This window comes from Pseudomonas sp. R4-84, assembly GCF_054130985.1.
Genome location: NZ_CP096390.1, coordinates 1,153,753 through 1,174,896 on the forward strand (window position 1 = coordinate 1,153,753; position 21,144 = coordinate 1,174,896).

18 protein-coding genes and 2 pseudogenes are annotated in these 21,144 nt (G+C 61.3%); 5 read left to right on the top strand and 15 right to left on the bottom strand.

All coding sequences use genetic code 11. From position 1 onward, the window contains the following. Nucleotide 1 precedes the first annotated feature (1 nt). Nucleotides 2-3,067, top strand: a complete 3,066-nt coding sequence (locus M1D68_RS05375) for an efflux RND transporter permease subunit (RefSeq protein WP_457969553.1) — start codon at nt 2-4, stop codon at nt 3,065-3,067. Nucleotides 3,068-3,202: 135 nt separating this feature from the next. On the opposite strand, the gene M1D68_RS05380 is transcribed toward M1D68_RS05375, so the two are convergent. Genes M1D68_RS05380 through plsB form a run of 3 tightly spaced genes read right to left on the bottom strand, consistent with a single transcriptional unit; the run spans nt 3,203 to nt 6,875 of the window. Then, complete coding sequence (locus M1D68_RS05380) at nt 3,203-3,892, bottom strand: DUF4197 domain-containing protein (RefSeq protein WP_457969554.1); 690 nt, start codon at nt 3,890-3,892, stop codon at nt 3,203-3,205. Nucleotides 3,893-3,921: 29 nt separating this feature from the next. Continuing rightward, nucleotides 3,922-4,320, bottom strand: coding sequence for a YbaY family lipoprotein (locus tag M1D68_RS05385; protein ID WP_457969556.1), 399 nt, complete (start codon nt 4,318-4,320; stop codon nt 3,922-3,924). 53 nt (nt 4,321-4,373) lie between these two features. Next, complete coding sequence (plsB, locus tag M1D68_RS05390; protein WP_457969558.1) at nt 4,374-6,875, bottom strand: glycerol-3-phosphate 1-O-acyltransferase PlsB; 2,502 nt, start codon at nt 6,873-6,875, stop codon at nt 4,374-4,376. Between the two features lie 240 nt (nt 6,876-7,115). On the opposite strand from plsB, the gene M1D68_RS05395 reads away from it, so the two are divergent. Next, nucleotides 7,116-7,325, top strand: coding sequence for a cold-shock protein (locus tag M1D68_RS05395; protein ID WP_007927922.1), 210 nt, complete (start codon nt 7,116-7,118; stop codon nt 7,323-7,325). A gap of 139 nt (nt 7,326-7,464) precedes the next feature. Here M1D68_RS05395 and M1D68_RS05400 read toward each other — a convergent pair whose 3' ends face one another. The 3 genes from M1D68_RS05400 to dapE all read right to left on the bottom strand — a co-directional run bounded on the left by M1D68_RS05400 (nt 7,465) and on the right by dapE (nt 9,882). Next, nucleotides 7,465-7,842: a hypothetical protein gene (locus M1D68_RS05400; RefSeq protein ID WP_420764225.1), complete on the bottom strand. Its 378-nt coding sequence runs from the start codon at nt 7,840-7,842 to the stop codon at nt 7,465-7,467. A 79-nt stretch (nt 7,843-7,921) separates the two neighbouring features. After that, nucleotides 7,922-8,731, bottom strand: a complete 810-nt coding sequence (locus tag M1D68_RS05405) for a putative RNA methyltransferase (protein ID WP_434562519.1) — start codon at nt 8,729-8,731, stop codon at nt 7,922-7,924. Further along, nucleotides 8,731-9,882 carry a succinyl-diaminopimelate desuccinylase gene (gene dapE / locus M1D68_RS05410; RefSeq protein WP_434562521.1) on the bottom strand — a complete coding sequence of 384 codons (1,152 nt, stop codon included), beginning with the start codon at nt 9,880-9,882 and terminating at the stop codon, nt 8,731-8,733. The genes M1D68_RS05405 and dapE overlap by 1 nt, the downstream gene beginning before the upstream one ends. A 305-nt stretch (nt 9,883-10,187) precedes the next feature. Here dapE and tcdA point away from each other — a divergent pair, with 305 nt between their 5' ends. Then, a complete protein-coding gene (tcdA, locus tag M1D68_RS05415) occupies nt 10,188-11,000 on the top strand; it encodes a tRNA cyclic N6-threonylcarbamoyladenosine(37) synthase TcdA (RefSeq protein WP_457969561.1) in 813 nt (270 codons plus the stop codon). A gap of 126 nt (nt 11,001-11,126) precedes the next feature. Here tcdA and M1D68_RS05420 read toward each other — a convergent pair whose 3' ends face one another. The 5 genes from M1D68_RS05420 to M1D68_RS05440 form a co-directional block, all read right to left on the bottom strand. After that, nucleotides 11,127-11,531, bottom strand: coding sequence for a SufE family protein (locus tag M1D68_RS05420; protein WP_434562523.1), 405 nt, complete (start codon nt 11,529-11,531; stop codon nt 11,127-11,129). Further along, entirely contained in the window at nt 11,528-12,733 is a 1,206-nt protein-coding gene (locus M1D68_RS05425; protein ID WP_457969563.1) for an aminotransferase class V-fold PLP-dependent enzyme, read from the bottom strand. The genes M1D68_RS05420 and M1D68_RS05425 overlap by 4 nt, the downstream gene beginning before the upstream one ends. Before the next feature lie 73 nt (nt 12,734-12,806). Beyond that, nucleotides 12,807-13,841 carry a 2,3,4,5-tetrahydropyridine-2,6-dicarboxylate N-succinyltransferase gene (gene dapD, locus M1D68_RS05430; protein WP_457969564.1) on the bottom strand — a complete coding sequence of 345 codons (1,035 nt, stop codon included), beginning with the start codon at nt 13,839-13,841 and terminating at the stop codon, nt 12,807-12,809. A gap of 32 nt (nt 13,842-13,873) precedes the next feature. Beyond that, complete coding sequence (locus M1D68_RS05435) at nt 13,874-14,182, bottom strand: arsenate reductase (RefSeq protein ID WP_238349422.1); 309 nt, start codon at nt 14,180-14,182, stop codon at nt 13,874-13,876. A 369-nt stretch (nt 14,183-14,551) separates the two neighbouring features. Next, nucleotides 14,552-14,962: a type II toxin-antitoxin system PemK/MazF family toxin gene (locus tag M1D68_RS05440; RefSeq protein ID WP_457969566.1), complete on the bottom strand. Its 411-nt coding sequence runs from the start codon at nt 14,960-14,962 to the stop codon at nt 14,552-14,554. Nucleotides 14,963-15,371: 409 nt separating this feature from the next. On the opposite strand from M1D68_RS05440, the pseudogene M1D68_RS05445 reads away from it, so the two are divergent. Beyond that, nucleotides 15,372-15,697 (top strand): annotated as a pseudogene (locus M1D68_RS05445) (DUF6124 family protein). Between the two features lie 240 nt (nt 15,698-15,937). Here the strand turns inward: M1D68_RS05445 and M1D68_RS05450 are convergent. Together M1D68_RS05450 and M1D68_RS05455 are read right to left on the bottom strand one after the other, a co-directional pair. Further along, on the bottom strand, nt 15,938-16,240 hold the full coding sequence (locus M1D68_RS05450) for a Fis family transcriptional regulator (protein ID WP_420764233.1): 303 nt from the start codon (nt 16,238-16,240) through the stop codon (nt 15,938-15,940). A 10-nt stretch (nt 16,241-16,250) separates the two neighbouring features. After that, nucleotides 16,251-16,592, bottom strand: coding sequence for a type II toxin-antitoxin system RelE/ParE family toxin (locus M1D68_RS05455; RefSeq protein ID WP_028237030.1), 342 nt, complete (start codon nt 16,590-16,592; stop codon nt 16,251-16,253). An 86-nt stretch (nt 16,593-16,678) separates the two neighbouring features. Between M1D68_RS05455 and M1D68_RS05460 the strand changes: the two are divergent. Next, nucleotides 16,679-16,825 (top strand): annotated as a pseudogene (locus M1D68_RS05460) (DUF6124 family protein); the annotation flags it as partial. A 263-nt stretch (nt 16,826-17,088) separates the two neighbouring features. Here M1D68_RS05460 and dapC read toward each other — a convergent pair. Both dapC and M1D68_RS05470 read right to left on the bottom strand, forming a co-directional pair. Next, nucleotides 17,089-18,288, bottom strand: coding sequence for a succinyldiaminopimelate transaminase (dapC, locus tag M1D68_RS05465; protein WP_457969568.1), 1,200 nt, complete (start codon nt 18,286-18,288; stop codon nt 17,089-17,091). Between the two features lie 136 nt (nt 18,289-18,424). Then, nucleotides 18,425-21,127, bottom strand: coding sequence for a [protein-PII] uridylyltransferase (locus M1D68_RS05470; RefSeq protein ID WP_457969570.1), 2,703 nt, complete (start codon nt 21,125-21,127; stop codon nt 18,425-18,427). Between the last annotated feature and the right edge of the window lie 17 nt (nt 21,128-21,144).

Below are 21,144 nucleotides of genomic sequence, written 5' to 3' on the forward strand. Positions count from 1 at the left end.
GATGGGCTTCAATCTTTCCGAATGGGCGTTGCGGAACCGCCAGATCGTACTGTTCCTGATGCTGTTGCTCGCAATCGTCGGGGCGCTTTCCTACACCAAGCTTGGCCAGAGCGAAGACCCGCCGTTCACCTTCAAGGCCATGGTCATTCGCACGATCTGGCCAGGCGCCACGGCTGAGGAAGTGTCGCGCCAAGTCACCGAGCGCATCGAAAAGAAGCTGATGGAAACCGGCGATTACGAAAAGATCGTCTCGTTCTCCCGCCCGGGCGAATCCCAGGTGACGTTCATGGCTCGCGACTCCTTGCATTCCAAGCAGATTCCCGAGCTGTGGTATCAGATCCGCAAGAAAATCAGCGATATCCGGCATACCTTGCCGCCGGGTATCCAGGGGCCGTTCTTCAACGATGAGTTCGGCACCACGTTTGGCAATATCTACGCACTCACCGGTGACGGCTTCGATTATGGCGTGCTCAAGGATTATGCCGACCGCATCCAGATCCAGCTGCAGCGGGTCAAGGATGTGGGCAAGGTCGAATTGCTCGGCCTGCAGGACGAGAAAATCTGGGTCGAACTGTCGAACGTGAAACTGGCGACCCTCGGCCTGCCGCTGGCGGCGGTCCAGCAAGCCCTGGAAGCGCAGAACGCGGTGTCTACGGCCGGATTCTTCGAGACCGCCAGCGAGCGATTGCAGCTACGGGTTTCCGGGAATTTCCAGACCGTGGAAGAGATCCGTGACTTCCCGATCCGCGTGGCCGACCGCACCTTCCGCATCGGCGATGTAGCAGACGTGCGTCGCGGCTTCAACGATCCACCCGCGCCGCGCATGCGGTTCATGGGCGAAGATGCCATCGGCCTGGCCGTGGCGATGAAGGAGGGCGGTGACATCCTTGTGTTGGGCAAGGCCCTGGAAGTCGAGTTTGCCCGCATCCAGAACACGCTGCCGGCGGGTATGCAATTGCGCAAGGTTTCCGACCAGCCCGCGGCGGTGAAGACCGGTGTCGGCGAGTTCGTCCAGGTGCTGGTGGAAGCGCTGACCATCGTGTTGCTGGTGAGCTTTTTCTCCCTGGGGCTGCGTACCGGGATGGTGGTGGCGCTGGCGATTCCGCTGGTGTTGGCGATGACCTTCGCCGCGATGTACTACCTGGGGATCGGCTTGCACAAAATCTCCCTCGGCGCGCTGGTCTTGGCCCTGGGGCTGCTGGTGGACGACGCGATCATCGCCGTGGAGATGATGGCGATCAAGATGGAGCAAGGCTTCGACCGGGTCAGGGCGGCCAGCTACGCCTGGACCAGTACGGCGTTTCCGATGCTCACCGGGACCTTGATCACCGCGGCGGGCTTCCTGCCGATCGCCACCGCCCAATCGGGCACCGGCGAGTACACCCGTTCGATTTTCCAGGTGGTGACCCTCGCACTGTTGGCTTCCTGGGTGGCTGCCGTGGTATTCGTGCCGTATCTGGGGGAAAAACTCCTGCCGGACCTGGCGAAGATTCATGCGGCCAAGCATGGCACGGTGGACGGCCAGCCCGATCCCTACGGCACGCCGTTCTACCAGCGTGTACGGCGATTGGTGGAGTGGTGCGTGCGCCGGCGCAAGACCGTCATCGCGTTGACGGTGCTGCTGTTCCTGGGCTCGGTGGTGCTGTTCCGTTTTGTGCCGCAGCAGTTTTTCCCGGCGTCGGGGCGCCTGGAGCTGATGGTCGATTTGAAATTGGCCGAAGGCGCTTCGTTGGTCAACACCGCCGAGCAGGTCAAGCGCCTGGAAGCGTTGCTCAAGGACCACGCTGGTATCGACAACTACGTCGCTTATGTCGGCACCGGTTCACCGCGTTTCTATCTGCCCCTGGATCAACAACTGCCGGCGCCGAGCTTCGCCCAATTCGTGGTGTTGGCCAAGACCATCGAAGACCGCGAGCCGTTGCGCAGTTGGCTGATCACCACCCTGAACGAGCAGTTCCCAACCTTGCGCTCGCGGGTGACGCGCCTGGAGAACGGTCCGCCGGTGGGCTACCCGGTGCAGTTTCGCGTGACAGGCGAGCACATCGAGGAGGTGCGGACCCTGGCGAGGAAAGTGGCGACAAAAGTCCGGGAAAACCCCTACGTTGCCAATGTGCATCTGGACTGGGAAGAGCCCAGCAAAGTGGTCTATCTGAACATCGACCAGGACCGTGCGCGAGCCTTGGGGGTGACCACCGCGAATCTGTCGAGCTTCTTGCGAAGCTCCCTCACCGGATCCAGCGTCAGCCAGTACCGTGAAGACAACGAGTTGATCGAGATTCTGCTGCGCGGCACGGTGCATGAGCGCACGGAGCTGTCGCTGTTGCCAAGCCTGGCGGTGCCGACCGACAACGGCACGACCGTTGCCCTGTCGCAGATCGCCACGCTGGAGTATGGCTTTGAAGAGGGCGTGATCTGGCACCGCAACCGCCTGCCGAGCGTGACCGTTCGGGCCGATATCTACGGCAAAGAACAGCCGGCGACCCTGGTGCAGCAGATTTTCCCGACCCTGGATCCGATCCAGGCGGAACTTCCGGATGGTTATCTGCTTGAGGTGGGTGGCACGGTAGAGGACTCGGCCCGAGGCCAGAAATCGGTGAACGCCGGTGTGCCGTTGTTCATCGTGGTGGTGCTGACCTTGTTGATGCTGCAACTGCGCAGCTTCTCTCGCACGGCCATGGTCTTCCTCACCGCGCCGCTGGGGTTGATCGGGGTGACGCTGTTCCTGTTGGTGTTCCGCCAGCCGTTCGGTTTCGTTGCAATGCTTGGCACCATCGCCTTGTCCGGCATGATCATGCGCAACTCGGTGATCCTGGTGGATCAGATCGAACAGGACATCAAGGCCGGGCTTGCCCCGTGGCAGGCGATCATCGAAGCGACGGTGCGACGGTTCCGCCCGATCGTGCTCACCGCGCTGGCGGCGGTGCTGGCAATGATCCCGCTGTCACGCAGCCTGTTCTTCGGCCCGATGGCGGTGGCGATCATGGGGGGATTGATCGTGGCGACGGCATTGACGCTGCTGTTCCTGCCGGCGTTGTATGCGGCGTGGTTCAGGGTCAAGAAGACTTGAACCGAGTCTGATAGCACTGAAAATCAAATGTGGGAGCGAGCCTGCTCGCGATTGCGGTGCTACAGCCAACAGAGATGTTATGGCTGATACCGATATCGCGAGCAGGCTCGCTCCCACAGTGTTTTTGCGCTTGGCTTAGAGGGTGCCAAAAACCTTCTTCGCCAAACTGGTCGCCGCAGCCGCCGGATTCTGGCGAATGGTGGCTTCCTGTTTTGCGATCATCTCGAACAAACCATCCAGCGCCTGTTCAGTCACATAGTTCTCGACATTGGCGCTCTTGGCATCGACCACTCCCAGTGTCGCGGCTTGGCCGGCAAAGGCGTTGTATTGCTGGGCCAGGCCGACCTTGTCGGTGGCTTGCTTGACGATGGGCAGGAACTTGGCGCGAATCTGCTCGCGGCTGCTCTTGTTCAGGTACTGGGTGGCCGAATCTTTGCCGCCGCTCAATATGCCCTTGGCGTCGCTCACGCTCATGTTCTTCACGGCGTCGACCAGGATCGGCTGGGCCTGCACCACCGCGGCTTCGGCCGCCTGGTTCATGCTGGTTTCCAGCTGATCCACCTGGTCGCCCATGCCGAAGGCTTTCATCTTGCTGGCGACTTTGCCGAGCTTGCCTGGCAATTCAATCTTGACGTCCGGGTTGTTGCTGAACCCGCCTGGGGTGCCCAGCTGCTTGACCGCCACCTGGGCGCCTTGGGTCAGGGCATCCTTGAGACCACCCGTGGCGTCTTTCTGGGAAAGGTCGCCGAGGGACAGGGCCATGGCATTGGCGCAGATCAACAGGCCGGCGCACAGGCCGGTGAAACGAAGGGTAAAGCGGAGCATGGCAGCTTCCTTGAAGAGTGGAACAGGAATCAGCGTGCAGCGTCGACGCGAATCTTCAACGGCTGCGGATCTTTGCCATCGAGCCGCACGGTGTGTTGTTCAGTGCTGATGAACATCAACTGGCCGTCGACTTCGATGCGGGCGCTCACGGCATAACGGTGGCCGGGCTTGACCTGCGCCGGATCATAACTGAGCTTGAATGGTAATGGGACTTGGCCTTTGACGGGGCCCCGCTGCTCATCGACCGTCACGGCTGGCGCGTCGGCGAGGGAGACGTCTTGCAGGCTCACGGTCAAGGTAGCAGTGGGCGGCAAGGCGATGCGTTGCAGGTAGAACACCTCGCCGTCGAGGCTGTTCTTGCTGGCCAGCGGCGTGCTGGAGCAGGCGCTGAGCAACGTGGCAGCAGCGACGAGAAGAAGCTTTTTCATGGGGACATTTCCATATTGGGGGCCCCAGTGAAACCCTGGGGCCTGTGACAAAATCAATCCTGAGTGACTGGCGTGTCCGGAACCATGGCGTCTTCACTGCGATGCAACGCCACCTGGCGGATCGACAAGCGAATCTCCGCCGGCAACACACGCTTGGCCGCGCCTTCGGCCAATTCGCCGAGCAGCTCGTGATAGCTTAGCTTGCCCGCTTCATCACGGCGCAGTACGTCGAGGTCGAGCATCGTCTGGATGAAGTGGCGGAACAGGCTCTTGTCGAAGAACTCCGGCGCGTTCAGTCCGTGCAGGATCGACAGCCGCTGGGCCATGACTGTGCAGAGGTCTTCCAGTTCTTCGGCGCTGATGCTGTTCTGCCCGCTGTTGAGCAGCAGCGAAACGGTCATGTAGAAGCGCTGCAAGGTCTGGGCGATGCTCTTCGATAGCAAGGTCAGCAGCACAAAGTGTCGAGAACTTGGAACGGGACGCAAGTACAGGTCTTTCTCGAAGCGCAGCAGGCCCTGCTCGACGAACGCTTCAAGCCACTGGTCGACCACATCGTCCAGTTCTTCCAGCGACCAGCGAATGAACAGCTCCGATTGCAGGTACGGATACAGGGCCCGTGTATAACGCAGGATCTGTTCGCGGCTCATGCGCGAGCTGCTCTGGAAGAAGCTCGCCAGCAGCGCCGGAAGGGCGAAGATGTGCAGCACGTTGTTGCGGTAGTAGGTCATCAACACGGCGTTCTGTTCATCCAGATACAGAATCTTGCCCAAGGCATCGCTCTGTTCCGACAGCAGGTCCATGCCTTTGACATGCTCGATCAACGCCCGGCCGTCGCCCTCAGGCAAGGTGGTGTGGGGCGAATAGGGCACTTTGCGCAGCAGCGCGAGGTACAAGTCCAGCACGCGGGCCATGGCCTGGTCGTCGAGAGCCAGTCGGCTGGTGGACAGCAATGCCAGGGCGACAAGGTTGACCGGGTTGATAGCGGCGGCCTCGTTCAGGTGCCGCGCCACGCGTTCGCCGAGGCGGTTGGTGGTCGCGTTGAGCCAGGCCGGCTTGAATTGCGGGCCCAGCGCTTGCTGGCGCCAGCCAGGTTGCTCGCCGTCGAGGAATTCCGCCAGCTTGATCGGCTCGCCGAAGTTCACCGCCACTTGGCCGAAGCGTTGCTTGAGGGCGCCGATGACCTTGAAGATGTCGAAGATCGACTCCTTCTTCTTGCTCGCGCCGCGCAGTTCGCCCAGGTAGGTACGGCCTTCCAGGACCCGCTCATAACCGATGTACACCGGCACGAAGACGATGGGCATGCGTGACGAGCGCAAGAAGCTGCGTAGGGTAATGGCGAGCATGCCGGTCTTGGGTTGCAGCATGCGCCCGGTGCGCGAACGGCCGCCTTCGACGAAGTACTCCACCGGGAACCCCTTGGTGAACAGCGTATGCAGGTATTCGTTGAACACGGCGGTATAGAGCGGGTTGCCCTTGAACGTGCGGCGCATGAAAAACGCCCCGCCGCGGCGCAGCAGGCTGCCGATCACCGGCATGTTCAGGTTGATGCCGGCGGCGATGTGCGGTGGCGTCAGGCCATTGCGAAACAGCAGGTACGACAGCAGCAGGTAGTCGATATGACTGCGGTGGCAGGGGACATAAATGACTTCATGGCCTTGGGCAACGTTTTGCACGCCTTCGATGTGGTTGACCTTGATGCCGTCGTAGATCTTGTTCCAGAACCAGCTCAGCACCACTTCCAGGAAGCGGATGGCCGTGTAGGTGTAGTCCGAGGCGATCTCGTTGCCGTAGCGCAGGGCCTGGGCTTTGGCTTTCTCCGGGGAGATCTTCTCCCGCTCGGCTTCTTCGGCGATGGCCTGCTTGACCAGCGGCTGGTTCAACAGACCCTTGACCAGATGGCGTCGGTGGGAGATGTCGGGACCGATGACCGCCGCTTTCAGGTTGCGAAAGTGTACCCGCAGGATCCGCTGGGCCATGCGCACGGTGCGTTCGTGGCCTTTATCGTGCTCGATCAGTTCGCGCAGATGGATCGGGGCGGAGAACTGCACGCGGGTCTTGCGCCCCAGGATCATGATGCTCAGCAATCGGCGCAGGCGTCCGGTGACGGCCCAACTGTCGGCGAACAACAGTTTCCACGGGCTGGATTCGCTGTCGGGCGATTGGCCCCAGAACACGCTGACCGGAATGATCTGCGCGTCCTCGGCGGCGTTGTGGGTCAGCACGTCGACCAGCCGCGTCAGGGTGGGCGGCGCACCGCGTTTATCCTGGCGCCCCAGCCAGTCCGGTGCCGGCGTCAGGTAGAAGAATGCCGCCGGCTCCAGCAGGTTGCCCACCGAGACCGGCAGTACCGGGCGCGGCAGGCCGGCCTTGGTGCATTCGGTGTCGAGCACCGCCAGGTCGGTCAGCGAAGGGTCTTGCAGGACGTAGAACACGGGGCGACTGCGGTCGAGGTTGAGGGTAAAGGACGACTGATTGATCGTCTCGGAGCGAACCCAGAGATATAAAAGTCGGCGCAAGGTGCCAAACACAAGACGGCGGAACGGGGAGCGGGTCATACGGCTTCTGCATGAGTGAATGGGATGGAGCGGGCGCCAGTGTGCCGGATTCGTCGAAAATCGGCAAAAAAGCACCGAAGTAAAGTCAGTTGAGAGTTTTTCCGGGTGTCATATACTCGGCCGGTTACTGCCCGGGGCTTCCCCATGGACGTTCGGACGGTGGCTTAGGTTCGTACGGCTTTGCCTTTTCAATCGGGCGGGAAAAGCCGACTTAACAATAAGAAAACAGGAGTGAGCATCATGGCAACACGCGAAACCGGCAGTGTGAAGTGGTTCAACGACGCCAAGGGCTACGGCTTTATCCAGCGCGAGGGCGGAGCGGATGTGTTCGTGCATTACCGCGCGATCCGTGGCGAGGGCCACCGCTCACTGACCGAAGGCCAGCAGGTCGAGTACGCGGTCGTGGAAGGCCAGAAGGGCCTGCAGGCTGAGGATGTGGTGGGGTTGTAAGCCGCATTCACCGGCAACACAAAACCCTGTGGGAGCGAGCCTGCTCGCGAAAGCTGTGTATCAGACAATGACTCATTAACTGTCACACCGCTTTCGCGAGCAGGCTCGCTCCCACATTAGATCAGCGCTGGGCGCTAAATCACGCCGTTTTCCAGGTAATCTCTTCTTCCCCATCGGCGCTGATGCGGATCCAGCGGTCCGCCGATTCTTCCCCTTCTTCTTCCACCCAGGAGCCGGGCGCGCAGCGCACTTCGACGTTCAGCGCGGCGAAGGCGGCGCGGGCGCAGGCAATGTCGTCTTCCCACGGGGTCTGGTCACTTTCCAGATAGAGGCTGTTCCATTTTCCTACGGCCTTGGGCAGCCAGGTCACCGGAATGTGGCCAGCCTTGCACTTGTAGGTCTGGCCTTTCTGTACCCAGTCGCTGCATGGGCCCAGGGCCTCGCCTAGCCAGTGGGCGATGGCCTTGTGGTCAACGTCGGCGTCCTTCAGGTAAATCTCGATATCGGGTTGGCGCATGGATGTCCTCACTGCGGTCTTGAAAAATCCATTCGCGGATTTAGCTGGCCCCAAGCGATTGCCAGGGGCCAAAGGTTAATTATTGAACAATGAAATAATCGTAGCGCATCGACACCGTGACTTCGAACGGCTCGGCCTGTTCGATCACGTTGGCGCGGCGCTCGGCGCTGGCGCGCCAGCCGTGGGGCGTCATCGCCAGCAGATTGGCGCGGTCCTGGCCGCTGTCGAGCGTCAGCTTGAATTCCAGGGTTTCGCTGTGATCCAGCGCCATGCCGGGCGGCACCAAGGCCAGGTGCTTGTCGTCCGTGTACTCGCGGACTTCGTCGTACAGGCGCTCGCGCAATTCCATCAGGTGGCCGGCGGTAGGGCCGACTTTCATCAGGCCGCCGCCGGGGCTGAGCAAGCGCTTGGCCTCTTGCCAATCCAGCGGGCTGAACACACTCGCGAGGAACTGGCAGCAGCCATCCGCCAGCGGCACCCGGGCCATGCTGGCGATCAACCAGGTAAGCCGCGGGTTGCGCTTGCAGGCGCGCTTGACCGCTTCGCGGGAGATGTCGAGGGCATAGCCATCGGCGTTGGGCAGGGCATCGGCGATTTGCGCGGTGTAGTAGCCCTCACCACAACCGATGTCGAGCCAACGCCCAGGTGCCCGTTCGGCGGCCAATTCGGCCAGGCGCCGGGCGACCGGGGCGTAGTGCCCGGCGTTGAGAAAGTCGCGGCGAGCTTCGACCATCGCCTGGTTGTCGCCGGGGTCGCGGCTGTTCTTGTGCTGCACCGGCAACAGGTTCAGGTAACCCTGCCGCGCACGGTCGAACCGGTGGCCGGCGGGGCACACGACGCCGTTGTCCACGGCGTTCAGCGGTTCACTGCAGATCGGGCAGGCGAGCATCAGGCGAGCAACTTGATCAGCGTCTTGTAGTAGATCTCGGTGAGCACGTCGAGATCAGCCGCCAGCACGCGTTCGTTGACCTGGTGGATGGTCGCGTTGACCGGCCCCAGCTCCACGACTTGCGTGCCCATGGTGGCGATGAATCGACCGTCGGACGTACCGCCGCTGGTGGAGGCTTTCGTCTCGCGGCCCGTCACGTCCTTGATGCTCGACGACACGGCGTCCAGCAGGGCACCCGGCTCGGTGAGGAATGGCAGGCCGGACAAAGCCCAGTCGATGTGCCAGTCCAGCTGATGCTTGTCGAGGATATCGGCGACGCGCTGTTGCAGGCCCTCGACGGTGGATTCAGTGGAGAAGCGGAAGTTGAACACCGCTTCCAGATCGCCGGGGATCACGTTGGTCGCGCCGGTGCCAGAGTTCAGGTTGGAGATCTGGAAGCTGGTCGGTGGGAAGAAATCGTTGCCATGGTCCCAGTGCTCGGCGGCCAGTTCGGCCAGGGCCGGCGCGGCCAGGTGGATCGGGTTCTTCGCCAGGTGTGGATAAGCCACGTGACCCTGTTTGCCGCGTACGGTGAGTTTCGCGCCGAGGGAACCGCGACGGCCGTTCTTGACCACATCGCCCACCAGCGTGGTGCTCGACGGCTCGCCGACGATGCACCAGTCCAGGCGCTCCTGGCGGGCCTTGAGGCGTTCGACCACGGCTTTGGTGCCGTGGTGGGCCGGGCCTTCTTCATCGCTGGTGATCAGGAAAGTCAGCGAGCCCTTGTGGTCCGGGTAGTCGGCGACAAACCGCTCGGCCGCCACAACCATCGCCGCCAGGCTGCCTTTCATGTCCGCCGCGCCGCGGCCGCAGAGCATGCCGTGTTCGTCGATGACCGCATTGAACGGGTCGAGCTGCCACGCCTGCACCGGACCGGTCGGCACCACATCGGTGTGGCCGGCGAAGCACAGCACCGGGCCGTCCTGCTTGCCATGGCTGGCCCAGAAGTTATCCACATCCTCGATGCGCATCGGCTCCAGCTTAAAACCGGCGTCGCCCAGGCGCTGCATCATGATTTTCTGGCAATCGGCATCCAACGGCGTCACGGACGGACGGCGGATCAGGTCGATGGCGAGTTGCAGGGTCGGCGAAAGGTCGGCGTGGGCCGTCATGGAAGCTCCGGGAATAATGTGGACGCAAGGCTAGTGCGGGAGCAGGCTGGCTCGCGCAAAATGGCGGTTATCTTATAGCAAAACGACTCTCATGGGCCCCTGGTGCTGGTCGGTTGGAACACAAATCCTGTGGGAGGGAGCCTGCTCGCGATGGCGGTGGATCAGTCGATACTCTATTGACTGGATTGACGCCATCGCGAGCAAGCTCGCTCCCACAAGGGGAAATTGGTGGGATTCAATTCGCGAACAGCTCGAATTGCCACGGCAAAGCCCTATAATGCGCGCCGGTTTTTGGGGTGACGGTCATGAGTACAGAAGATCCACGGTTTGCCGGCATCGCCCGTTTGTATGGCATCGAAGGCCTGGAGCGCCTGCGGGCGGCCCATGTGGCAATTGTCGGCGTTGGCGGCGTCGGATCCTGGGCGGCGGAAGCCATTGCCCGTTGTGGCGTGGGCGAGATTTCGCTGTTCGACTTGGACGACGTCTGCGTCAGCAACGCAAACCGCCAGCTACACGCCCTGGATAGCACCGTCGGCAAGCCCAAGGTCGAGGTGATGGCCGAGCGGCTGCGCGGCATCAACCCCGATTGCACCGTGCATGCAGTCGCGGACTTCGTCACCCGCGACACCATGGCCGAGTACATCACGCCGAACATCGACTGCGTGATCGACTGCATCGACAGCGTCAACGCCAAGGCCGCGCTCATCGCCTGGTGCAAGCGCCGCAAGATCCAGATCATTACCACCGGCGGCGCGGGCGGGCAGATCGACCCGACGCTGATCCAGGTCTGTGACTTGAACCGCACCTTCAATGACCCGCTGGCCTCCAAGGTGCGCTCGACCTTGCGCCGCGACTACGGCTTCTCCCGCACCGTGACCCGCCACTACAGCGTGCCGTGCGTGTTCTCCACCGAACAGCTGCGCTACCCGAAACCGGATGGCAGCATTTGCTTGCAGAAGAGTTTTGTCGGAGACGGCGTCAAGCTCGACTGCGCCGGCGGGTTCGGCGCGGTGATGATGGTCACGGCGACGTTCGGCATGGTCGCTTCGACCAAGGCTGTGGATAAGATTGTCGCGGGCGTGCGGCGGCCGGCGGACAGGGTCAAACCCGGGGAGTGATGTAGCGCAGTTGACTAAGGGAGTGATGAACCTGTGGCGAGGGAGCTTGCTCCCGCTGGGCTGCGCAGCAGACCCATTAATGTGAGCGCTTCGCGCTCAAGCGGGAGCAAGCTCCCTCGCCATAGGTTATTGCGTCAGTTCGCGCATGCGCTTCAACACCGCATTCAATCCATTGCTGCGCGACGGCGATAGCTGCCGCGATAACCCCAACTGATTGAACCAATCCGGCAAATCCACCTGCTGTAACTCGTCAGCGGATAAGCCATTGACCCGCGCGAGCAACAACGCCACCAAGCCACGGATCAATCTCGCATCGCTGTTGGCGGAGAACTGCCAGTGGCCGTCGCGCAACTGCCCCACCAACCACACCTGGCTCTCACAGCCGTGGACAAGGTTGGCGTCGCACTTGTCTGCATCGCTCAATGGCGCCAGGCGATCGCCCCACTGCATCAGCAGGCGGGCCCGCTGTTCCCAACCGGAGGCGTCCTGAAAAACTTGCAGCGCGGCGACCGCATCGGCAGGCAGGTTCATCGCAGCATCTCCAAGGCCTGGTCCAGGGCCTCGAAAAAACGTTCGAGATCGGCGGAGTCGTTGTACAGCGCCAGCGACACCCGAATCGCCCCGGACAGCTTCATATGCCTGAACAGCGGCATTGCGCAGTGATGCCCGGCGCGCACGGCGATGCCTTGCTCGGTCAGCAGGTGCGCCAGGTCGGCATTGTGGATGCCGTCGACCACAAAACTGACGAGGGCCAGTTGCGGCTCGCCCACCAGGCGCACGCCGTTGCGCGCCTGCAGGCCGTGAAGCAGATAGTCATGCAGGGCAGTTTCATGATCGATGACCGCCTGCCCGTCGAGGCCGGACAGGTAATCGAGGGTCGCTCCCAGGCCGATCACACTGGCGATAGGCGGCGTCCCGGCTTCGAAACCCAGTGGCGCCGGGCGGAAGGTGGCGCTGTGGTAATCGGCCTGCTGCACCATTTCGCCGCCAAACTGCCAGTGACGCAGTTGGCCAAGCGCTGCGGTGCGGCCAAACAGCACACCCAAGCCTTCCGGGCCGTACAGCTTGTGACTGGAAAACACATAGAAGTCGCAGCCCAAGGCCTCCACATCATGACGACCATGGACGACGCCTTGGGCGCCATCGATGACCGTCAGCGCACCCTGCGCCTTGGCCATCGCCAGCAATGCCGGCAACGGCTGCCAAGTGCCAAGCACGTTGGACAATTGGCTCACCGCCAACAGGCGCGTGCGAGGGCCGATAAGCTCGGCGGCCGCAGCGCTGTCGATAACGCCGTCGGCGTCCAGTGGCAGTACCACCAGTGTCAACGCGCGGCGCTCGGCCAGTTGCTGCCAGGGCAACAGGTTGGCGTGGTGTTCCAGGGCGCTGACGGCAATTTCATCGCCTGCGTTGAACAGGTGTTCCAGCCCGTAGGCGAGCAGGTTCAACGCCGAAGTAGCGCCGTGGGTGAATACGATTTGCCCGCAGTCACCCGCGTTGAGCCATTGTGAGACCTTGAGGCGACTGTCTTCGAATGCTTGGGTGGCCAGGGCTCCGGGCAGATGTTGCGCCCGGTGCACGTTGGCCGCGCCGTTGGCGTAGTAATGCGCCAGAGCGTCGAGCAAAGCTTGGGGTTTTTGCGTGGTGGCGGCGTTGTCCAGGTAGGTCTGGCCTTGCCGTTGCAGGGCGGCGATGGCCGGGAAATCGGCACGCCAGGGGGATTGAATCAACATGCTTGCGGGCCCTGCTGGAGTTACGCCGGACCCTGTGGGAGCAAATCTGCTCCCACAGGTGATGGTGTGGAGCTTAGTTGTGCGCGTGCAATGCTTCGTTCAGCTCGATGGCCGACTTGTGGGTCTTGCATTCCACCGCGCCGGTCTCAGAGTTACGGCGGAACAACAGGTCCGCCTGGCCGGCCAGATCGCGGGCCTTGACCACTTTGACCAGCTGGTTGTTCTCATCCAGCAGGGCGACTTTGGTGCCGGCGGTCACGTACAGGCCCGACTCCACGGTGTTGCGGTCGCCCAGCGGGATACCGATGCCGGCGTTGGCGCCGATCAGGCAGCCTTCGCCGACCTTGATCACAATGTTGCCGCCGCCCGACAGGGTGCCCATGGTCGAGCAACCGCCGCCCAGGTCCGAGCCCTTGCCGACGAACACGCCCGCCGAGACACGGCCTTCGATCATGCCCGGGCCTTCGGTGCCGGCGTTGAAATTGACGAAACCTTCGTGCATGACCGTGGTGCCTTCGCCCACATAGGCGCCCAGGCGCAGGCGCGCGGCGTCGGCGATACGCACGCCGGCCGGGACCACGTAGTCGGTCATTTTCGGGAATTTATCCACCGAGAACACTTCCAACAACTCGCCACGCAAGCGGGCTTCGAGCTGGTGCTCGGCCAGTTCGGCCAGGTCGATCGCGCCCTGGCTGGTCCATGCCACGTTTGGCAGCAGCGGGAAGATACCGGCCAGGTTCAGGCCATGAGGCTTGACCAGACGATGGGACAACAGGTGCAGCTTCAGGTAAGCCTCAGGGGTGGAGCTCAGTTGGGCATCCTCGGCCAACAGGGTGGCGACCAGCGGCTTGTGGCTTTCAGCCAGGCGAGTCAACAGCTTGGCTTGCGCTGCGTCGACGCTGCGAAGTGCCTCGGCCAGTTGCGAGGCCTGGGCGGTGGTGAAAGTGATGGCCTGGTTGCCTTCGCTGTAGCCAAGGATCGGCGCGACGGCTGCCACGATTTCGGCCGACGGGTTGAGCAATGGCTGTGCGTAGAACACTTCCAGCCAGGCGCCTTCACGATTTTGGGTGCCGACGCCGAAGGCCAGGCTGAACAGGGTAGTGGACATGAAATTACCTCTACAAAATGGACTGGGCAGGCTTACTTGATTTCTGCCGCGTAGATATCTGGCTTGAAGCCAATCAGGGTACGGTCACCGAGGTCGAGCACCGGGCGCTTGATCATCGAGGGTTGGGCGAGCATCAGTTCGATGGCTTTCGTCTGGTCGAGATCGGCTTTGCGTTCGTCGTCGAGTTTGCGAAAGGTCGTACCGGCGCGGTTCAACACCACTTGCCAGCCATGCTCGTCGCACCATTGAGTCAGGTGCTCACGGTCGATGCCGGCGGTCTTGTAGTCATGAAAATCGTAGTGCACAGCGTGATCATCGAGCCAGGTGCGCGCCTTTTTCATCGTGTCACAGGCTTTGATGCCGAAAAGGTGCAACGTTTTGCTTGAATCGGTCAAGGAACTGCCCCCTTTGCAGGTGCCGGAAATAAAAGGTGAAGGATTATGCCATGACCGGACGGTTTCGCGGCGACCCAGGTTGATGTACACCAAAACCTGTGGGAGCGAGCTTGCTCGCGATGGCGGTCTTACACCTAACATTGATGTCGACTGATACACCGCTATCGCGAGCAAGCTCGCTCCCACATGGAGTCGTTGCGACATTGCTACAACGGCCAAGCCCATGCTAGGTGGTTAATATGGCACTTCAACGGCGAGCTGTTGCCGGATGTGTAACGCTTATTGCGTTCGGAGCGAGGTGGAATCTGGAGTCGATCAATAGAGGCTGGGCCAGAGCGGAAGGTAAGCCTTCACACCGGTGATCACGCCTTGCATGTCTTCAGAGCCCAGGCGAGGAACAAAGTACTCTCGACCCTTGGATCGAGTTTTTCTGTGTAGCTTATCCAGGCGTTCAAAACTTACGGTATAGATCATGTCGCACTTTACCCACAGTTCTTTGTATCCATCGGACTGGAGGGGATTGGTGCGGAGCAGGTGATGCCAGTCCTGCTGAGTCTGTGGCGTTGTGGGGGAAATCGGCACCACGGTACAGAGCTTGCGACTATGTGTGGCAGTGGGGGAGATCACCACCACCTTGCGGATCTTCAACATTTCAGGCGCAACAAAGCCCCGCGTGAAGTCACAAAGAAGAACATCACCTTGCTTGGGATGGTAAAAAAGAGGCATTCCTTATCCTCATGAAAAAGCAAAGCCGCCCGAAGGCGGCTTCAATCGACACGCAGTTGAGCTTGCTTCGCCCTTTCTGCGCCGCTGGGTCAACCCCCCGAGAGGGACCCAGACTCCTGCCAGCTCTCGCTGGTGACGGGGTCGATTATGGCTACCGGCGATAGCGAATTCAAGCCAGCTTGAACCCTCGTAACAGGGTTAAATGAGGTCTGTCGGTTTACAACATCAGCAAAATCAAAGGCTTGGCGTTCGCGGTACGTTTTATGTCTTTTCTTGTCTGAGCAGACAGATCGTGGTCTGTCAGACGCGCCGAAGTTTCCGACAAGTTTTTAAGGTTGTCCGTCGGAAGCGAGGGCTCTAGCCTCTGGGTGTCGCTGCCAATTCAGCGGTCGGACGTGAGAATCCGAACATCTCTAGGAGCACGGAGGATTACGCCCCCGAAAAGCTGCAAGAAGCCGCTAACCGTGTGCTGGATCAATATCTCAAGCCTGATGACGACAGCGAGCCAGAACCCAAGCCCTCAGTGCAGTTGTTCACTGTGGCTGAAGGTATCGACACCGAAGTGTTGCTGGCCAACCTCAGCGAAACCCTGGCTTCGGCCAATGCGTGCTCAACGACCTTGCCTTCGATCAGGACGGCTCGCGACGGCATGTAGCGTTGGGGGTGCCGCAGATGATTGAGTTGGGGGTGTTGTTGGCGAACAAGTGCCTGGATCGGGTAGAGCTTCGGACTTGATGTAATAAGTGCTGGCCTCTTCGCGAGCAGGCTCGCTCCCACAGGGTATGTGGTGTCACCAAATATGAGGTCTACATCAAACCCCTGTGGCGAGGGAGCTTGCTCCCGCTGGGCCGAGCTGGCGTTCCAGCGCGAAGCGGCCCTGAAACCGGGCAGCGCGGTATGTCAGGCAGATTGAGTTGACTGCTTTGGGGCTGCTACGCAGCCCAGCGGGAGCAAGCTCCCTCGCCACAACAGCTGTTATGCGTGGGTTTCTTCCTGCTCAGGCACCAGCCGTACTTCCACCCTCTGACCCAACGCACGCGCTGCGCTGGCAAGTGTTGCCAGCGTCATCCCCGCATCGTTCTGATCCAGCGCACGATCAACAGCAGTGCGACTGGTGTGCATCCGCTGTGCCAAGGCCTTTTTGGTCACTTTCTGAAGCTTCATTGCTTCGGCAATCTGCCAGGCAATAACGCGTTTGAGCGCAGCTGCGGAAACTTCTTCGGCGATACCTTGCTCGGCGAGGAAGTCGTCAAAATCAGATCCGATGTGTTTGTTCATTTGCTGTGCCTCATAGTCTTGCTTTGCGTTGCTTGGCGGTTGCCATGTCGGTGGTTGGCGTTTTTTGACTTTTCTTTATGAAAGCGTGGAGCAGAACCATGTCAGAGCCCACCACAGTGAAGAGAACGCGGGCGATGGTATCTCCAAGGTCAATCCTGACCTCCCATAGCCCAGTGTCCAGCTTGCGAACCACCGGCATACCTATAGGCCAACCAATCTGAACGGTTTTGATGTCAGTCCCGATCATCCGTCTATGCTCGCGAGGCAGGTCAGTCAGCCATTCGCGAACAGGCTCATTCCCGGCGTCGGTGCGGAAGAAACGTACGTTCAGTATGGGGGCAATATCAACCATGAATGGAAGTGTACCGAAATAGGTGCATTTCACAAGTCCGGTTGCTACTGAGAATGTCTACAGAATCCTGCGATTGCGGGCATCTCCTGGCCTCGGCCTATACAATACTCAGCAACCTGACGTTTGACCTGGACGGCTCGCGACGGCATGTAGCGTTGGGGGTGGCGCAGATGATTGAGTTGGGGATGTTGTTGGCGAACAAGTGCCTGGATCGGGTAGAGCTTCGGACTTGATGTAATAAGTGCCGGCCTCATCGCGAGCAGGCTCGCTCCCACAGGGTATGTGGTGTCAACAAATATGAGGTCTACATCAAACCCCTGTGGCGAGGGAGCTTGAGCCCGCTGGGCCGGGCTGGCGCTCCAGCGCGAAGCGGCCCTGAAACCGGGCAGCGCGGTATGTCAGGCAGATTGAGTTGACTGCTTTGGGGCTGCTACGCAGCCCAGCGGGAGCAAGCTCCCTCGCCACAACAGCGGTCCGCTTCAGCGCGATACAGCCATCAACCCCGGCGCTGGATAAACGCTCGGATCCGCTCCGCCGCTTCCACGCATTCGGCCAATGGCGCAACCAGGGCCATGCGCACGCGGCCGGCGCCTGGGTTGACGCCGTCCACGTCGCGGGACAGGTACGAGCCTGGCACGACGGTTACGTGTTCCTGTTCGAACAAGTCGCGGCAGAAGGCGGCATCATCGCCCGCTACGTTCGGCCACAGGTAGAAGCTGCCATCGGGGCGTTGTACGTCCAGCACCGGGCTGAGGATTTCCAGCACGGCGTCGAATTTTTCCCGGTACAGGGCGCGGTTGGCTCGCACGTGCTCTTCGTCGTTCCACGCGGCGATGCTCGCCAGTTGGGTCTGAACCGGCATCGCGCAGCCATGATAGGTGCGGTACAGCAAAAAGCCCTTGAGGATGTCGGCGTCGCCGGCCACGAAACCGGAGCGCAGGCCGGGCAGGTTGGAGCGCTTGGAGAGGCTGTGGAACACCACGCAGCGCTTGAAGTCCTTGCGGCCCAGTTCGACGCAGGCGGTGAGTAGGCCTGGCGGTGGGGTTTGTTCGTCGAAGTAGAGTTCGCTGTAGCACTCGTCCGAGGCGATGACGAAGTCATATTCATCCGCCAGGGCGATGAGTTTCTTCAGCACATCCACCGGGATCAGCGCGCCAGTCGGGTTGCCGGGGGAGCACAGGAACAGGATCTGGCAACGTTTCCAGATGTCCGGCGAGACGGCATCGAAATCCGGATTGAAACCGTTCGTGTCCAGGCACGGCAGGTAATGCGGCTTGGCCCCGGCCAGGAACGCCGCGCCTTCGTAGATCTGGTAGAACGGATTCGGGCTCACCACCAGGGCGTTGTCGCCACGGTTGACCACGGTCTGGGTGAAGGCGAACAGGGCTTCGCGGGTGCCATTGACCGGCAGCACGTGGCGCGCCGGGTCGAGCCAGCCGTTCGGCACGTTGAAGCGGCGCTCGCACCAGCCGGTGATGGCTTCACGCAGTTCCGGGATGCCGAGTGTGGTCGGGTACACCGCCATTTTTTCCAGATTGCTGGCCAGCGCCTCGGCCACGAAGCTTGGCGAGCGATGCTTGGGCTCGCCGATGGACAACGCAATCGGGCGCTTGTCCGGGTTCGGCGTGACGCTGCCGAGCAGGGCGCGGAGTTTTTCGAACGGGTACGGCTGGAGCTGGTTCAAAGCGTTGTTCATCGGGGGCCTCGTTCAATGTGGGCGCGGTCCTTTGTGGGAGCGAGCTTGCTCGCGATAGCGGTGGATCAGGCAACATCGGCTTGGATGTTCCGCGGCCATCGCGAGCAAGCGCGCTCCCACAGGGAGTGGTGTTCGTTCAGATGCTGATGCGAGTCAGGTGAGCATCGGGTTCCTGGTTGACGCTCAAGTGCTGGACGATCGCTTCCTGCAAGCGGTTGCAAAGCTGCGGATCGGACAACGGCTGGTTGTGGGCGTCGGTGATGAAGAAAACGTCTTCCACCCGCTCGCCGAGCGTGGCGATCTTGGCGTTCTGCAGCGACAGGTCGAATTCCAGGAAAATATGGCCGACTCGCGCCAGCAGGCCCGGGCGATCCGGTGCGCTGAGCTCCAACACCGTGACCTGACGCTGGGCGTCGTTGTGGATCGTCACTTGTGGTGCAAAGGCAAAATGCTTGAGCTGGCGGGGCACGCGTCGCTGGATGATGGTCGGATAGTCCGCCGGGTTGCGTAGAGCGTCGGTGAGTCCGTCGCGAATCTGCTTGACTCGCGCCGGGTTGTCGCCAATAGAGTCGCCGTCAGTGTCGAGCACGATATAGGTGTCGAGGGTGAACTGGCTTGTGGACGTAATGACCCGAGCGTCATGGATGTTGAGATTGAGCTGATCCATCGCCGCCACCGTCACCGCGAAGAAGTCGTGCTGGTCCGGCGCATAGATGAAGATCTGCGTGCCGCCCTCGAACTCGCGCTGGGTGGTTTCCTTGATCAACACCAGCGGCCCGCCATCGGCCGGTTGCTGCAGGATCGCGTCGCTGTGCCAGGCCACGTCGCCGGCGGTATGGCGCAGGAAATAATCATCACCCAATTGCGACCAGAGCTGCTCGACGTCGTCCGGATCGGTGCCCCCGCGCACCAGGATATCCAGGGCCGCGCTTTGGGTGCGGCGGATCTGCTCTTCGCGGTCCACGGGGTTTTCCAGGCCACGGCGCAAGGCGCGCTTGGTCTCGGTGTAGAGCTGGCGCAACAGGCTGGCGCGCCAGGAATTCCACAGGGTCGGGTTGGTGGCGTTGATGTCGGCAACGGTCAGCACGTAGAGGTAATCCAGGCGGGTTTCGTCGCCAACAGCCTGGGCGAAGTCATGGATCACCTGCGGGTCGGACAGGTCCTTGCGCTGGGCGGTGGTGGACATCACCAGGTGGTTCTGCACCAGCCAGACGATCAGCCGGCTGTCCCAAGTTGGCAGTTGGTGCCGCTGGCAAAAAGCCTCGGCATCCACCGCGCCAATCTCGGAATGGTCGCCCTGGCGGCCCTTGCCGATGTCGTGATACAGCCCCGCCATGTAGATCAGCTCGGGCTTGGGCAGCTTGGCCATGAGCTTGCTGGCCAGCGGAAATTTCTCCGACACCTGGGTGTACTGCAGCTTACGCAGATGCTTGATCAGGTTCAGGGTGTGGGCGTCGACCGTGTAGATATGGAACAGGTCGTGTTGCATCTGCCCGACGATGTAGCCGAATTCCGGCAGGTAGCGCCCCAGGATCCCGTAGCGGTTCATGCGTCGCAGGTTGCGGTGCACGCCGATCTTGCACTTGAACAGTTCGATGAACAGGCTGGTGTTGCGGATATCGTGGCGGAAATCATCGTCGATCAGATGCCGGTTTTCCCGCAGCAGGCGAATGGTATCGGCGCGCACGCCCTTGATTTCCGGTTGCTGGGCCATGAGCACGAAAATCTCGAGCATGGCGAACGGGGTGCGGCGGAACACATTGGCATTGCGCGCTTCGATGTAGCCGTCGTGCAGTTGGAAACGCGAGTTGATCGGCTGCGGCGGCTCCTCGTCCTCGGGGGCGAGGATGACCTCTTCGAAGTGCTGAATGATCAGTTCGCTGAGCTGGGCGATGCTCATCACGACACGGTAGTACTGCTGCATGAAGTTTTCGATGGATTGCTTGGCATCCTGTCCTTCGAAACCCAGCAGGCCGGCAATGGAGCGCTGATGATCGAACAGCAAGCGGTCCTCGGAGCGTCCGGCGAGCATGTGCAGGGCGTAGCGGACCTTCCATAAGAATTCCTGGGACGATGCCAGCAAGGCATTCTCGCTTTCCACCAGGAAACCTTCGCCCGCCAGGGCTCGCAGGTTCAGCGTGCCGTACTGACGGCGGGCGACCCACAGGATCGTCTGGATGTCACGCAGCCCGCCGGGCGAGCCCTTGACGTTGGGCTCCAGGTTGTATTCGGTGTCGTTGTACTTGTGGTGCCGGGCCTTCTGCTCGGCATGCTTGGCCAGGAAAAAGTCCTTGCTGGGCCACATGTGCGCGGTGCTGGTCACATCCAGCATGCGCTGGCGCAGGCGCTCGGGGCCGGCGATGGTGCGGCTTTCCATCAGGTTGGTGATCACCGTCAGGTCGGCGCGGGCCTCGTCGGCGCATTCCTGCACAGAACGCACGCTTTGGCCGACTTCCAGGCCAATGTCCCACAGCAGCGTCAGGAAGCGCTCGATGGAATCGCGGAAAATCTCGTGGTCCGCGCTTTCCAAAAGGATCAGCAGATCAATGTCGGAATAGGGGTGCAGTTCGCCACGCCCGTAGCCGCCCACCGCCACCAGGGCGATGTCGGCATCCTCGCTCCAGTTGAACTGGTCCCAGGCCTTTTGCAGGATGTTGTCGACGAACCAGGCGCGGTCTTCGATCAACCGGCGGATATCGCGGCCACTGCGAAAGCGCTGGTCGAGCACTTCGTGGGCCTGGCGGATCGCCTTCTTGAACGCCGAAATGGGGCTTGCCTTCAGGGCCAGTTCAGCCTGGAACTGGCCGCGGTCGAAGAGTTCGGGGTCCACCTGCGGCATCGAATGACTTTCCTTTC

Excerpts from the sequence above, each read along its gene's own strand:
- M1D68_RS05385 (WP_457969556.1), bottom strand. The coding sequence starts at position 4,320 with ATGAAAAAGCTTCTTCTCGTCGCTGCTGCCACGTTGCTCAGCGCCTGC.
- dapC (WP_457969568.1), bottom strand. The coding sequence starts at position 18,288 with ATGAACAACGCTTTGAACCAGCTCCAGCCGTACCCGTTCGAAAAACTC.
- M1D68_RS05455 (WP_028237030.1), bottom strand. The coding sequence starts at position 16,592 with ATGGTTGATATTGCCCCCATACTGAACGTACGTTTCTTCCGCACCGAC.
- M1D68_RS05395 (WP_007927922.1), top strand. The coding sequence starts at position 7,116 with ATGGCAACACGCGAAACCGGCAGTGTGAAGTGGTTCAACGACGCCAAG.
- M1D68_RS05380 (WP_457969554.1), bottom strand. The coding sequence starts at position 3,892 with ATGCTCCGCTTTACCCTTCGTTTCACCGGCCTGTGCGCCGGCCTGTTG.
- M1D68_RS05440 (WP_457969566.1), bottom strand. The coding sequence starts at position 14,962 with ATGCCTCTTTTTTACCATCCCAAGCAAGGTGATGTTCTTCTTTGTGAC.
- M1D68_RS05435 (WP_238349422.1), bottom strand. The coding sequence starts at position 14,182 with ATGAAAAAGGCGCGCACCTGGCTCGATGATCACGCTGTGCACTACGAT.
- M1D68_RS05450 (WP_420764233.1), bottom strand. The coding sequence starts at position 16,240 with ATGAACAAACACATCGGATCTGATTTTGACGACTTCCTCGCCGAGCAA.
- tcdA (WP_457969561.1), top strand. The coding sequence starts at position 10,188 with ATGAGTACAGAAGATCCACGGTTTGCCGGCATCGCCCGTTTGTATGGC.
- M1D68_RS05405 (WP_434562519.1), bottom strand. The coding sequence starts at position 8,731 with ATGCTCGCCTGCCCGATCTGCAGTGAACCGCTGAACGCCGTGGACAAC.
- M1D68_RS05420 (WP_434562523.1), bottom strand. The coding sequence starts at position 11,531 with ATGAACCTGCCTGCCGATGCGGTCGCCGCGCTGCAAGTTTTTCAGGAC.
- dapE (WP_434562521.1), bottom strand. The coding sequence starts at position 9,882 with ATGACGGCCCACGCCGACCTTTCGCCGACCCTGCAACTCGCCATCGAC.
- M1D68_RS05425 (WP_457969563.1), bottom strand. The coding sequence starts at position 12,733 with ATGTTGATTCAATCCCCCTGGCGTGCCGATTTCCCGGCCATCGCCGCC.
- dapD (WP_457969564.1), bottom strand. The coding sequence starts at position 13,841 with ATGTCCACTACCCTGTTCAGCCTGGCCTTCGGCGTCGGCACCCAAAAT.
- M1D68_RS05470 (WP_457969570.1), bottom strand. The coding sequence starts at position 21,127 with ATGCCGCAGGTGGACCCCGAACTCTTCGACCGCGGCCAGTTCCAGGCT.
- plsB (WP_457969558.1), bottom strand. The coding sequence starts at position 6,875 with ATGACCCGCTCCCCGTTCCGCCGTCTTGTGTTTGGCACCTTGCGCCGA.
- M1D68_RS05400 (WP_420764225.1), bottom strand. The coding sequence starts at position 7,842 with ATGCGCCAACCCGATATCGAGATTTACCTGAAGGACGCCGACGTTGAC.
- M1D68_RS05375 (WP_457969553.1), top strand. The coding sequence starts at position 2 with ATGGGCTTCAATCTTTCCGAATGGGCGTTGCGGAACCGCCAGATCGTA.